The organism is Actinomadura rugatobispora (genome assembly GCF_042656285.1).
In the GTDB taxonomy this organism is placed as follows: domain Bacteria; phylum Actinomycetota; class Actinomycetes; order Streptosporangiales; family Streptosporangiaceae; genus Spirillospora; species Spirillospora rugatobispora.
In genome coordinates, this window is the sequence record NZ_JBHSON010000036.1 from 48,011 (window position 1) to 60,980 (window position 12,970).

Genomic DNA, 12,970 nt, shown 5'->3' on the forward strand with positions numbered 1-12,970 from the left:
CCCCGGCCGGGTCAGGGATGCGGCTGGCCGGAGCGGACGGACTCCAGCCAGGCGGCGGCCTCGGTGAAGTCGGTGTCGTGGGTGCCGCGGCGGATCTCGGGGCGGACGCGGTCGGCCCGCGGGTAGGAGCCCAGGAAGCGGACGTCCGCGCACACCCGGCGCAGGCCCATCATGGCCTCTCCGACGCGGGCGTCGGTGACGTGGCCCTCGAAGTCCATCCAGAACAGGTAGGAGCCGAGCCCCGCCCCGGTCGGCCGGGACTGGATGAGGGTCAGGTTGATGCCCCGCATCGCGAACTCGTTGAGGATCTCCAGCAGCGCGCCCGGGTGGTCCTCGCCGATGAACGCGACGACCGTGGTGCGGTCGGTGCCCGTGGGGTGCGGCGGCGGGCAGGGGCGGCGGACCGTCACGAACCGGGTGACGGCGTCGGCGATGTCGTGGATGTCCTCGGCCAGGGTCGACAGGCCGTAGCGGGCGGCGGCGAACGACCCGGCCAGCGCGGCGTCGTAGTGGCCGTCGGCGACGTGCTGCGCGGCCTCGGCGTTGGAGGTGGCGGCGCGCCACTCGGCGTCGGGGACGTGCTCGCCGAGCCAGCGGCGGCACTGCGGCTGCGCGTGCGGGTGGGACGCGACGGTCTTGATGTCGGCGAACGACGTCCCGGGCCGGACCAGCAGGGCGAACGAGACGGGCAGGTGCACCTCGCCGACGATCTGCACCGGCTCGCCGGTGGCCAGTTCGTCCAGCGTGGTGGGGACCGAGCCCTCGACGGAGTTCTCCAGCGCGACCACGGCCGCGTCGACCTCGCCGCGGCGCAGGGCGTCCAGCGCGGCGGGCACGGTGGCGAACGGCAGGTGCTCCGCGCTGTAGGCGTCCGGCACGGAGCGCAGCGCGGCCTCCGTGAACGTGCCCTGGGGCCCGAGATAGGCGTATCGCTGTGGCATGTGAGGTCTACTCCTCCGCCCCGGCGCGCGGCGGCGCGGGCGGGTGTGAGGCAGGAACGGCGTCGAGTGGTCCGAGTTTACGGTGCGTGGCGGCCCCGCACATCACGCCACCCCGCCAAGGGCGGCTCCGGCCCCGGCGGTCAGGCGGTGGCGGGGTGGGTGCGGTTGCCGAAGTCGGGGAGCGGGTCGTCCATCGACACGACCGGGCCCTTGCCGAGCCGGGCCGCGCGCAGCGCCTGGTTCTCCTCGGGCGAGAGCGAGTCGATCGGGTGCCCCTCCCGGACCGCCTTGGCGTACGTGCGGGTCTCGGTGCGGCCGTTGATCGAGCTGATCACCACCCCGTCGCCGTTGGCGTTCAGCACGGCGAGGGAGAAGGACCGGTGGCCCGACATCTCCTTGAGGGCGTCGTAGTGCACGATGGCGAGATCGCGCAGCGCCTGGTCGTCGGCGTTCCCGCCGGTGACCTGCAGCTGGCGTCTGAGGAGTTCCGAGCACTCCTCGACGACCTGGTTCACCCGATTGTGGGCCATCACCGCGATGGTCAGACCGGCCACCCCGGAGACCAATCCGACGACGGCCACCGCGACAAGCATCACAGGGGGAGAGTATCCATCCCGGCCGGTCGGCGCGAAGCATCTTCCCCATCTGGTACCCGCGTGACCAGCCGGTTGACCAGCCACCGGCCCAGCAGCAGGACGAGGGCCACCGCCGCCAGACCGTAGGCGTCCTGCACGATCTTGCCCGGAATCTTGGTGAGCGGCCCCTGCTGGAGACTGATCAGCTTGGCCCCCCACCAGGGCAGGGGGAACAGGAACCAGACCCACACGACAGCCGCGACCAGGCGTCTGCGGGTGTCGCGCCCGTCTCCCAGCAGGGCGCCCAGAACCGGGACGAGCCACACGAGGTGGTGGATCCAGCCGACCGGGGACAGCAGCACCGAGAGCAGGCCGACGATCGCGACCGCGGCCAGCCGCAGGCTGCGGGCGTCGGCGGCGCGGTCGCCGGCGGCGCGCGGGTTCTCGGCGAGCACCGTGTCGGCGAGCAGAGTGTCGGCGAGCAGCGTGGTGCGCCGCGCCATCCGGAACCCGATGTACGCCATGGCCGCGACCAGGACCAGCCACAGCAGCGTGCCGGCCGGGCCGGGCAGGTAGAGGCGGGCGACCATGCCGTTGATGGCCTGGTTGGTGGTGCCGTTGACGGCGCCGGTGCGGTCGCCGCCCTCCAGCAGCGCCCCGAACCAGAAGTCGGACGAGTCGCTCGGGAGCACCGCGAACGCCGCCAGCGAGGCCGCCGCGGCGGTGAGGACGGCGTTGCCCAGCGCCTGGCGCCGCCCGGTGACCAGGAAGTAGATGAGGAACACCCCGGGCACCAGCTTGATCGCGACGGCCAGCCCGACCAGCATGCCGCGCGGCCAGCGGGGGCGCTCGGTCAGGCAGTCGGCCATGCACAGCGCCATCAGCATCACCCCGACCTGCCCGAACCGGGCCTGGTCGAACACCGGCATCAGCCACGCGGTGGCGCCGATCAGCAGGCCCGCCGTGACCGGCGCCCAGCGTCCGGTGCGCCTGATCAGGTCGCGGAACGCGTACCCGACCACGACCGCGAGCGCCGCGTACAGCAGCGCCATCCACAGCCACTGCGCCGCCTTCCACGAGATCACCGTGAACGGCACGGCCAGCAGCGAGGCGAACGGCGGGTAGGTGAACGGCAGCAGCTGCGGCGGCTGCGTGAGCACCTCGTACAGCGGGGCCCCGCGCAGGACGGCGCGCCCGCCGTCCCGGTAGACCTCCAGGTCGACCATGCGCTGGTCGGGCGGGTTGTTCAGCCACCACGCCAGGATCGGGGCGACGAGGGCCGCCGCGACGGCGATCCCGGCCGCGAGGAATGCCAGATCCGGGCCCGACCGCCTCCGCCGGCCCGCCGCCGGAACCGTCCGCGGGGACCCGGCCCGTCCGGCGTCACCGCGGACCTCGTTGCCTGCACCCATGGCCCCCATCCTGGCGCACGTCCCCGGCCGCCACGGCCGCGCGGCCCTCGTGTCGCCCCCGTGCCGGCACCGTGCGGCCGCCGTCCGGTCCCGCGGTGAACGACCGGGAACGCGGGACAGGGCTCGGTGAGGTCCCTGTAGCCTGGACGCCATGGCGCGGGGGCTCAAGATCGGCATGGTCTTCGCCGCCGTGTTCTCCCTGGTGGCCGGGCTGACCGTGCTCATGGCGGCGCGACCGGCACCCGCCGCGGCGGCACCGGCGGCCGCGCCCGCCTCCCCGCCGGCCGCGGCCGCGCCCACCGGACGCACGGTGATCATCGGGGTGCCGGGGCTGATGTGGCGGGACGTCGGCGAACGGACCACCCCGGCGCTGTGGCGGCTCACCGGCCAGGGCGCGGGCGGCGCGCTCAGCGTCCGCACCACCAAGGTCAACACCTGCCCGACCGACGGCTGGCTGACAGTGTCGGCGGGGCAGCGGGCCCTGCTGCCGCAGGGCGACTGCGTGCTCCCCGCCTCCCCCGTCCTGCCGGGGTCGAGCGCGGCCTCCGCGCCCGGGACGGCGCCGCCCCCGGAGGCGGGCGCGACCGCCCCCGGCTGGGCGGAGATCAAGAAGGACAACGCGCGCGGTTCGTACCACGCCCAGGTCGGGCTGCTCGGCGACACGGTCCGGCGGGCCGGCGGCTGCACCCTGGCGGTCGGCCCCGGCGCGGTGTTCGGGCTGGCCGGCGGCGACGGGCGGGTCGACCGGTACGTGCCGTCCGCCGACCGGGTGTCCGCGCAGGACTGGACGCGCTGCCCGCTGGCGGCCGTCGAGGTCGACGACGTCTTCCGCGTCTACCTCGACGCCGGCGTCGACGCCGACGGCGACCAGGTCCCGGTCACCCCGGACGACCGCAGGGGCGCCGCGGCGGCAGCCGACCGCCGGATCGCCCAGGTCGTGGCCGCGCTGCCGCCCGGCACGACCGTCCTGGTGGCGGGGCTGTCCGACATCGGCGTCACCCCCCACCTGCGGGTGGCCGCCGCGCAGACCCTCGGCGCGCAGAACGGCCGGTTCGCCCGCTCCGGAATGCTGACCTCCAGCGCCACCCGCCAGCCCGGGATGGTCACGCTCACCGACGTCACCTCCACCGCGCTCACGTCGCTCGGCCTGGAGCAGCCCAAGCAGGCCGTCGGCTCGCCCTGGCGGGTGCAGCCCAGCCGGATGACCACCGGGGAGCGGGTCGAGGACCTGGAGGACGCCGACGTCGCGGCGCAGGCGATCCGCAACATCCAGGGCGTGTTCTTCTGGGTGCTGGGCGGGGCGCAGCTGCTGCTGTACGGGCTGGCCGTCCTGGCGCTGCGCCGCCGCCGCTGGGACACCCCCGAGTCCCGGGCCAAGATCCTCGCCGGTACGCGGATCGTCGCGCTGGTCGGGGGAGCGGCGCCGGTCGCCTCGTTCCTGGCCGGGCTGCTGCCCTGGTGGCAGTCCGCGCATCCGGCGCCCGCCCTGGTCTGCGCCGTGGTCGGGTTCGCCGGGCTGGTCGCGGGCGTGGCGGTGGCCGGGCCGTGGCGGCGCTCGGTGACCGCCCCCGGACTGGTCATCACCGGGGTGACCGCGCTGGTCCTGGCGATCGACGTGATGACCGGCTCGCGGCTCCAGCTCAACGCGCTGATGGGCTACACCGCGCTGGTCGCGGGCCGGTTCTACGGCTTCGGCAACCAGGCGTTCTCGCTGTTCGCGGTGGCGGTGATCCTGTCGGCGGCGTGGCTGGCGGAGTACCCGCTGCGCGCCGGGCGCAAGTGGCTCGCGGTCGCGATCGTCGCGGTGATCGGCGTCGCCGCGGTGGCGGTGGACGGGCTGCCGGCCTGGGGCAGCGACTTCGGCGGCGTGCTGGCGATCGTCCCGGCGTTCGCCGTGCTCGGGCTGATGATCGCGGGCAAGCGGGTGTCGGTGCCGCGGCTGGTGCTGTTCTGCCTGGCCGGGGCCGTGCTGGTGCTGCTGATCTCGTACCTGAACGCGCGCAGCGCCAACCCCACGCACCTGGGCCGGTTCTGGCAGGACCTGGTCGCGGGCGACGCCTGGGACACCGTGGCCCGCAAGTTCCAGGCGATGCTGCGCAGCCTGGGCTACTGGCCGTTCATCATCCCGCTGGCCGGCGCGGTCGGGTTCCTGTTCTTCGCGCTGGTCCGTCCGATCAAGGCGCGCACGCCGCTGCTGGAGCGGGCCTACGAGCACAGCGCGACCATGCGGCCCGCGCTGCTGTCCGCGCTGACCATGGGGGTGGCGGGGACGCTGGCGAACGACTCGGGCGTGGTGATCCTGTCGGTGGCGCTCAGCCTCGCGACTCCGCTGATGCTCGCGGCGAGCGTGCGGGCGCTGGAACTCGATCACGGCCGGCCCGCAGGCACGTCCGGATCACCGCGATCAGAATCGCCGTCGTCAGTATCGGAATGATGATCGGCCGGACGATGGTGACCAGCCAGCGCAGCCCGTCCGGCAGCCCGATCAGGTCGGGGTCGCGGGCGGGCAGGTAGGCCAGGCTGAGCGCGGTGGTGTGGGCCAGCAGCAGCCGGTCGAAGCGCGACCACGGCAGCAGCGCCAGCGCCGCCCAGGCGAACCCGTCGTACCAGGGCAGCTCGTAGGGGGCCGCCAGCAGCCAGGCCAGGACGAGCGCGGCGGCGATCCGCAGGCTCTCCGCGTGGTCGCCGGACGGCCCGTCGAGGCGGCCGGGCTCGCGCGGGAGGGCGCGGGCCAGCAGCACCACCAGCGTCACCATCAGCAGCACGAAGCCGATCTTGATGACGGTGCGGTGCCCGCCCCGGCCCATGAGCATGTCGAACAGGTGCCACGGGGTGGCCAGCGAGACCGAGTTGGACGCCTTGGCGACCTGGTCGAGCGCGTGCGGCCCGGCCAGCGCGAACGTGACCGCCGCGACCGCGCCCGCGCCCGCGAACAGGGCCGCCGCCCGCCACAGCGCGGCGCCCTCGCGGGTGGCGCGCCAGCGTTGCAGCAGCACCCAGGCCGGGCCGCCGCCGACCAGCGCGGCCGGCAGTTTGATCGCCATCGCCGCCCCGACCAGCGCCCCCGCCGCCAGCGCCCGCGTCATCGGCGCCCGCACCCGCTCCCCGCCCCGCCCCTCGTCGCGGGCGTCGCCGGCCCAGGAGCGGCCCGCGAAGACGGCCAGCGCGGCGACCATGGGCGCGATCGCGAGCGTGTCGTTGTGGGAGCCCGCGACCAGGTGGAACAGCAGCAACGGGTTGAACGTCCACATCAGCGCGGTCCGCAGGCGGCGCTCGGGCGTGCGCGACGTCCAGTACAGGACCGCCGCGGTCACCGCGAACGCCAGCGAGTTCACCAGCGACATCACGAAGACCGTGAGCCGCACCGACTCCCCGCCGATCCGCGACGCGAACGCCTCCTGCGCCGTGGCCAGCGGCCCGTACACCGACGGGGCGCGGCGCCACTCCTCGACGGCGCCGACCACCGGATCGCCGGGCATGTCCACCGCCCGGGTCGCGTACGGGTCGTGCCCGGTGACGACCATCCGGCCGTACGCGGCGTAGTTGAGATGGTCGCCGGAGCCGATCGGCGGCAGGAACGCGAACGCGGCCGCCACCAGCACCCCCGCCGCGACCAGCGGGAACGGCCGGCACCGCCAGCCCCGTCCGACCGCCGTGAAGCACGCCAGCAGCCCGCCCGCGCCCGCCAGCACGCCGAGCACCACCAGGCCGATCACCAGGTACGGCGACGGCGCGGCGTCGAACGCCCAGGGCGGCTGGCCGGGCCTGCCGGGCAGCGCGGGCTCCATCACCGACGGGCCCAGCACCGAGGTCACCAGGAAGCAGGCGATGCTCAGCCCGATCGCGCCGAGCCCCGCGCGGCCGAGCCGGCCGGGCGGGGCGCCGTCCGCGAGCTCCTTCCCGCGGCCCCCGCCTGCGGGGGTCCGCCGCAGGCGGGTGGCGGCCTTCACGACCGGCGGCCCCGGAACCGGGCCAGCCCCGCGACCACCGCGGGCTCGCGCGCCGCCAGCGCCCTGGCCACGTCCCGGAACTGCCTGGCCCGGTGCGTCTGGGCCCGCCAGTCGGTGCCGGTGGCGCGGTGCGCCAGCGGCACCTCCACCTCGGTGACCCGGAAGCCCTTGCGCAGCAGGTCGATGGTGAGCGCGGTCTCCACGCCGAACCCGGCGGCCAGCGGCAGCGCCGCGTCGAACGCCGTCCGGGTGAGGCAGCGCTGCCCGTTCAGCGGCTGGGTGGCCTCCCAGCCGGTGGCCCGCCGGATGCCGTCCCGGGAGAGCCGGACCACGAAGCCGTGCCCGCCGAGCTTCACCGTGCTGGAGAACGTCGCGATCGTCATGTCGGCCTGGCCGGCCCGCACCGGCTCGACCAGCGGCGCGGCGTCGCGCGCGGTGTCGGCCAGGTCGGCGTCCAGGAACAGCAGGTGGCGGGGCCGGTCGCGGCCCGCGTCGAGCAGCCGGGCGGCCTCCGCGCCGGTCTCCATGGCGGCGCCCTTGCCGCGGTTGCGGCTGTGCCGCACCACCCGGGCGCCGGCCTCCTCGGCCACCCGCCCGGTGCGGTCGGCGGATCCGTCGTCGACCACCACGACCAGGCCGGCTCCGGGCAGTTCCAGGGCGGCCTTCACGGTCGCCGCGATGCGGTCGCCCTCGTCCTTGGCCGGGATGATCACCGCTACATCCTGCATAGGGGCGATCGTAGTGGGCCGCCGCGGGCCCGCCCCAGGGAACGGCGCGCCCCGGGGGAGAACGATCCGCCACGAAAAAGGGAACGACCCGCGAGGGGGGCGCTCCCCGCGGGTCGGTCGGTCGTCGGTCAGTGCCGGCCGGGTGTCATCCGGCGTCCAGGGCGGGCACGGCGTCGATCACGGTGAAGACCGAGTCGAGCCCGGTGACCTGCAGGATCCGTCTGACCGCCGGCCGCGGCGCGGCCAGCTCCAGCGTGCCGCCCCGTTCCTTGAGCCGCTTGAAGGCCGACAGCAGGACGTTCATTCCGGTCGAGTCGCAGAAGTCGATGCCGCTCATGTCGACCACCACGCGGTCGAGCTGCTCGCGCAGCAGTCCGGCGAGCGCGGTCTGCAACCGGGGCGCGGTGTACAGGTCGAGCTCGCCGGTCGCCGTGACGACGGCGTGACCTCCCTGAGACGCGGTCGAGACATTTAGCTCCACGTCCGGCACACTATCGGGCGAACGGCGCGCGGGCCAGGGAGTACGCCAAGTCCCGTGTCGCATCCCCCGGCAGGGCGGGCGACTCCTTCCGCGATACCACTTTTGCCCGATAAATCCGTGCCGCTGGAGGGGCCGGAACAGGGCGGCGATCTGCGCGTTCGGGCCGCGCAGGGCCGCCGAGTAGGGGAGGCTGAGCGGGTGCGACAGAGGCAGCCGGATCCCGCACGCCCCGCGCCGCGCGCGTCACGCCGCGGCCACGGGCGACCGCCCGTCGCGGGGGATCCAGGGCCGCCATGCATAGGGGGGCGCCGCGTATGAAGGCCGACCATAGGACCGATCCAAGGGAGGCCCGGCTGCGGGAGCGCCTGGCGGCGATCCGGGCCCGCTCGGAGAAGTCCAGCTCGTGGCGCTCGTCCACCCGGTACCTGTCCCGCCTGGTGAACAGGTCCGGATTCGTCCCGATCAGGACCCGGCTCTCCCGCGAGGACCTGGCCTTCCTGACCGGCGCCCGGGACGAGGTGATCGCCTTCGCCGAGCTCGGCCTCCGGCTCCTCGAACTGCACCGCCCCCAGGACGCCGGCGGGATCACCAGCGACCCCGACCACCCGATCCTCCGCTGCCGGGCCTGCATGGGCCGCTGGCCGTGCGCCACCTTCCGCGTGGTGGACGAGACCCTCGACTCTTAGCCCGGGGGTCAGGCGCCCTCGACGCGGGGCCAGGCGGGTGAACGGCCGAGGGCGAGCAGGATCTCGTCCAGAGAACCGGGATCGCCGGTGGCGCCGAGGGCCGGGGCGAAGGCGGCGCCCGGCTCCAGCCTGAAGTCGCCGTCCGGCACGGCGAGCGCGATGGGACGCGCCGCCTCCAGCAGCTCCGCGTCGAGCTCGTAGGGCAGGTCGAGCGCCCGCGCGACGTCCCATCCGTGCACCACGTAGTCGATGAAGTGGAACCCCATCGCCTGCTCGGCCGGGACCGCCACCCCGGGACCGAACTCGGGAAGCGCGAAGTCGCGCTCCGCGACGCCCTCCCCGGCGAACGCCGCGATCACGGCGTCGGCGGCCTCGGCGTAGGACTTCACGGTGCCCGGCGGGCGCACCTTCCAGGCGCCGAGATCGGCGCCCTCACCGCGCGCGGAGGCGGCGAATCCGTGGTGCTGCGCGGTCATGTGGGCCAGCAGGTCGCCGAGCGTCCACCCCGCGCAGGGCGTGGGACGGGAGAGGTCGGCGGGGCCCGCCCGGTTCGCCACGTCCACCGTCGCCAGCACCGCCCGGCGGTCCAGCTCGCGTATCGCATCAATCGTCATGAACCGGATAATAGGCAAGCACCTATCATCTGTCCATGCTTATTTTCCCGGACGTCCTATCTTTGACGCCATGGCGGACGGGCTGGAGGAGGAGCGGGACGACCTCGCGGCGATGATCGTTCCGCTGGGCCGCGCGCTGATGGCGGCCGAGGTGCCGATCCTGCGCGAGCACGGCCTCGCCATGTGGGCGTACGGCGTCCTGCTCGGCCTGAGCGAGGAGCCGGTACGGACCCAGAGCGCCCTCGCGAAGGCCATCGGCGCCGACAAGACCCGCATCATCGGCGTCCTCGACGACCTGCAGGAACGCGGCCTCATCCGCCGCACCCCCGACCCCGCCGACCGCCGCGCCCGGCTGCTCTCCCTCACCCCCGAGGGCCGCCGCCTGCGGGACTCCGCCCAGGCCGCGATCCGCCGCAGCGAGGACGAACTGCTGGCCCACCTGCCCCCGGACGAGCGCCGCGCCTTCGTGCGCGCCCTCAAAACCCTCTCCGTCCTCCCCTGGCCCGACCCCGCCGGGCCCCAGACGTAAGGGAGCGGCAACTCGACCCGGCAGATGGCCGCATGCCCCGGGCCCGGGCCGCGTCCCAAGCCGTGCACCGCGACAAAGCCCGCCCGGCGAACCCTCACCGCCACCGCACCGCCCCGCACGACGCCGGCGATCTCGACCTTCCCGTCGGCGGCCCCGCGCCCGTGCCGTCGCGCGAGCTGCGCGCTGTGAAGAGATCGTCGTTGCGGCGGGGACGTTGCTGTTACGTCATGTAGGTGTGAGGTTGCGGTGGGTGCCATGTCGCCGGTTCGTAAGACCTGATCTTCACCGTCGAGCGGGGGCCTTCACGGGCGCATGGCGGGCGGTTTAATGGGCGGATGTCGCAAACGCGCTCCCCCTCGTCCAGCGGTGCGATCCTCGCCGCCGTCCTCGTCGGCCTCGTCGCCGCGACCATCGTCGACGCGGTGATCACGGTGATCATCAGTTTCATGGTCAACAACCTGGGATACGGCGGCGTCGGGACCGTCCGCGTCACGGCGGCGCTGACGGCGCTGATCGTCGGCGCGATCGCGGGCGGTGTGCTGCTGTTCACGAGGCCGAACGGGCCGCTCGGGCCGATCCTGGCCGCGGTCTCGTCGCTGGTCGCGGTGCTCGTCGGCGACATCATCGGGATCTTCGTGTACCACGGCGTCCGGGGCAGGGGCCTCCCGATCGAGATGGTCGAGATCTACTTCAGGTCGTTCCGGCACATGGACCTGATCGGGCTGGTCATCTTCGTGCTGCCGCCGGTGGTCGCGGGCGGGCTCGGGGCGGTCCGGCTCATGAAGGAGGGCGGGCGGCAGGCGCAGCAGCCCGCACCGGTGGGCCCGTGGGGCGGCCAGCAACCGCAGCCTCCCGCTCCGTACGGCGCACAGCCCGGCCAGTACGCGCAGCCGGGCCAGCCTTACCCGGGGCAGCCCGCTCAGCCCGGGCCGTTCGGCCAGCCGGGGCAGCCCGGTCAGCCTTACCCGGGACAGCCTGCCGAGCCGGGGCAGTTCGGACAGCCGGGCGGGCAGCCTGGGCAGGTGGGTGGGCAGTTCGCGCCCCCGTACGACCAAGGTCCCGGGGGGTCCTTCCAGCAGCCGGGTCAGGGTTCGTCTCAGGGTGAGGCTCCCCCTGGCGGCGGGGCGCAGCCTCCGCAGGGTCCTCCCGCAGGGTGATGACGGACGTCCACGGAGCGGCATAGCGTGGTGCCATGGGTAAGACAATCCTGACGATCGCCGGAGTGGTGCTCGCCATCTGGCTGGTGCTCACCGTCCTCGGCGCGCTCATGTCGATGGTGAAGTTCTTCTTCTTCATAGGCTTCGTCGCCGTCCTGGTGTACCTGGCGGTGATGCTCGTCTCCAAGTCGTCCAAGTCCTTCAAGGGCCGTTAGAAACGCTCGGCCGGGCGCCTCTTGCCCCCGGTGCGCCGATACCCGCATGATTTCGATCACAACGGGCGGCCACCCGGCGAAAGGGGCTTTCGTGCCGAGCCTGACTGAGGTACTGCGCGAGCGCGCGCAGCGGCATCCGGATCGCATCGCGTTCCACGCGGGCGACTCCTCGATCACCTACCGTGACTTCGACCGGCGCGTCGATCGGGCGGCCGCGGCTCTCGCCGCGCCCGGCGTCGGCCATGGGGACCGGGTCGCGGTCCTGGACAAGAACTCGCTCGAGTACGCCGAGCAGCTCTTCGGCGCCGCCCGGATCGGTGCGGTGCAGGTTCCGATCAACTACCGGCTGGCGCCCGACGAGGTCGCCTACATCGTCAACAACGCCAAGGCGAAGGTGTTCATCGTCGGGCCGGAGTTCGTCCCCGTGCTGGACGCCATCGCGGGCAAGCTGGAGCACACCGACCACACCATCGTGATCGGCGGCGGCGACGGCCACCAGGACTACGAGACCTGGCTGGCGGCGCAGGAGCCCGGCGGCCCCGTGGACGCCACCGACACCACCGACGTGTTCGTCCAGCTGTACTCCTCGGGCACCACCGGGCTGCCCAAGGGCGTGATGCTCACCCACGACAACTTCAACTCGGTGCTGCCGCTGAGCAACGACATCTGGAACATCGACGACTCCACCGTGCTGATGGTGGCGATGCCGATGTACCACGTGGCGGGCAACGCGCTCACCGTCTGCGTGATCTTCGACGGGATCACCGGCGTGATCGCGCGTGAGCCCGATCCGATGGCGATCGCCCGGGACATCGAGGGGCGCCGCGTCACGCACGTCTTCCTCGTCCCGGTGCTGCTGCAGTTCTGGCAGCTGATGCCGGAGGTGGCGGAGGTGGACATGTCCAGCCTCCAGCTGCTGCTGTACGGGGCGTCCCCGATCAGCGACGAGGTGCTGCGCGGCGCGATGGGCATGCTGCCCGGCACCGACTTCATGCAGGTGTACGGGCTGACGGAGACCACCGGGGCGATCACCTCGCTGCCGTCGGCGGACCACGACCCGGACGGCCCGCACGCGCACCGCATCCGCAGCGCGGGCATCCCGAACCCGTCCTGCGAGCTGAAGATCGTCGACCCGGCCACGCTGGAGGAGGTCCCCACCGGGCAGGTCGGGGAGATCCTGTGCCGGACGCCGCAGAACATGAAGGGCTACTGGGGGATGGCGGAGGCGACCGAGGCGGCGCTGCTGCCGGACGGCTTCTTCCGCACCGGCGACGCGGGCTACCTGGACGAGGACGGCTACCTCTTCATCCACGACCGGGTCAAGGACATGATCATCTCGGGTGGGGAGAACATCTACCCGGCGGAGGTGGAGAACGTCCTGATGGGCCATCCGCACGTCACCGACTGCGCGGTGATCGGCGTGCCGGACGAGAAGTGGGGCGAGCGGCCCAAGGGCATCGTGGTGCTGGACGCGGACGTCCCGGAGCAGGAGCTGATCGACTACTGCCGGGAGCGGCTGGCGCACTTCAAGTGCCCGTCGTCGGTCGAGCGCCGGGACGCGATCCCGCGCAACCCGACCGGCAAGATCCTCAAGCGTGAGCTGCGCGCCCCGTACTGGGAGGGCCAGGACCGCGCCGTCCACTGACGCGCTCCGTGCCCCCGGCCACCGGCCACCGGAGCGC

Annotated in this window: 12 protein-coding genes and 1 pseudogene; 6 read left to right on the plus strand and 7 right to left on the minus strand. The window is 73.6% G+C overall.

Features of this window, described 5'->3' with window-relative positions:
* Positions 1-11: 11 nt before the first annotated feature.
* The 3 genes from pheA to ACFPZN_RS24770 all read right to left on the minus strand — a co-directional run bounded on the left by pheA (position 12) and on the right by ACFPZN_RS24770 (position 2,928).
* Positions 12-941 (minus strand): prephenate dehydratase, encoded by a 930-nt coding sequence (gene pheA / locus ACFPZN_RS24760; RefSeq protein WP_378284527.1) that lies wholly within the window; start codon positions 939-941, stop codon positions 12-14.
* A 140-nt stretch (positions 942-1,081) separates the two neighbouring features.
* Positions 1,082-1,534 (minus strand): DUF4446 family protein, encoded by a 453-nt coding sequence (locus ACFPZN_RS24765; RefSeq protein WP_378284577.1) that lies wholly within the window; start codon positions 1,532-1,534, stop codon positions 1,082-1,084.
* On the minus strand, positions 1,534-2,928 hold the full coding sequence (locus tag ACFPZN_RS24770) for a glycosyltransferase 87 family protein (protein ID WP_378284528.1): 1,395 nt from the start codon (positions 2,926-2,928) through the stop codon (positions 1,534-1,536). The genes ACFPZN_RS24765 and ACFPZN_RS24770 overlap by 1 nt, the downstream gene beginning before the upstream one ends.
* Positions 2,929-3,079: 151 nt before the next feature.
* Between ACFPZN_RS24770 and ACFPZN_RS24775 the strand changes: the two genes are divergently transcribed.
* Positions 3,080-5,362 (plus strand): DUF2339 domain-containing protein, encoded by a 2,283-nt coding sequence (locus ACFPZN_RS24775; protein WP_378284529.1) that lies wholly within the window; start codon positions 3,080-3,082, stop codon positions 5,360-5,362.
* 568 nt (positions 5,363-5,930) lie between these two features.
* Here the strand turns inward: ACFPZN_RS24775 and mptB are convergent.
* From mptB to ACFPZN_RS24785, 3 genes and pseudogenes are all read right to left on the minus strand, one after another.
* Positions 5,931-6,716: pseudogene (gene mptB / locus ACFPZN_RS56795) on the minus strand (polyprenol phosphomannose-dependent alpha 1,6 mannosyltransferase MptB); the annotation flags it as partial.
* Positions 6,717-6,874: 158 nt separating this feature from the next.
* Entirely contained in the window at positions 6,875-7,606 is a 732-nt protein-coding gene (locus ACFPZN_RS24780) for a glycosyltransferase family 2 protein (RefSeq protein ID WP_378284530.1), read from the minus strand.
* 145 nt (positions 7,607-7,751) lie between these two features.
* Positions 7,752-8,087, minus strand: a complete 336-nt coding sequence (locus ACFPZN_RS24785; RefSeq protein ID WP_378284531.1) for an STAS domain-containing protein — start codon at positions 8,085-8,087, stop codon at positions 7,752-7,754.
* Between the two features lie 314 nt (positions 8,088-8,401).
* Between ACFPZN_RS24785 and ACFPZN_RS24790 the strand changes: the two genes are divergently transcribed.
* Complete coding sequence (locus ACFPZN_RS24790; protein ID WP_378284532.1) at positions 8,402-8,773, plus strand: hypothetical protein; 372 nt, start codon at positions 8,402-8,404, stop codon at positions 8,771-8,773.
* An 8-nt stretch (positions 8,774-8,781) separates the two neighbouring features.
* On the opposite strand, the gene ACFPZN_RS24795 is transcribed toward ACFPZN_RS24790, so the two are convergent.
* Positions 8,782-9,387, minus strand: coding sequence for a TIGR03086 family metal-binding protein (locus tag ACFPZN_RS24795; RefSeq protein WP_378284534.1), 606 nt, complete (start codon positions 9,385-9,387; stop codon positions 8,782-8,784).
* Between the two features lie 70 nt (positions 9,388-9,457).
* Between ACFPZN_RS24795 and ACFPZN_RS24800 the strand changes: the two genes are divergently transcribed.
* From ACFPZN_RS24800 to ACFPZN_RS24815, 4 genes are all read left to right on the plus strand, one after another.
* Positions 9,458-9,916 (plus strand): MarR family winged helix-turn-helix transcriptional regulator, encoded by a 459-nt coding sequence (locus ACFPZN_RS24800; RefSeq protein WP_378284535.1) that lies wholly within the window; start codon positions 9,458-9,460, stop codon positions 9,914-9,916.
* A gap of 335 nt (positions 9,917-10,251) precedes the next feature.
* Positions 10,252-11,073 (plus strand): hypothetical protein, encoded by an 822-nt coding sequence (locus ACFPZN_RS24805; RefSeq protein ID WP_378284536.1) that lies wholly within the window; start codon positions 10,252-10,254, stop codon positions 11,071-11,073.
* 35 nt (positions 11,074-11,108) lie between these two features.
* Positions 11,109-11,288: a hypothetical protein gene (locus ACFPZN_RS24810; protein WP_378284537.1), complete on the plus strand. Its 180-nt coding sequence runs from the start codon at positions 11,109-11,111 to the stop codon at positions 11,286-11,288.
* Between the two features lie 91 nt (positions 11,289-11,379).
* Positions 11,380-12,933 carry a long-chain-fatty-acid--CoA ligase gene (locus tag ACFPZN_RS24815; protein WP_378284538.1) on the plus strand — a complete coding sequence of 518 codons (1,554 nt, stop codon included), beginning with the start codon at positions 11,380-11,382 and terminating at the stop codon, positions 12,931-12,933.
* The last annotated feature ends 37 nt before the right edge of the window (positions 12,934-12,970 follow it).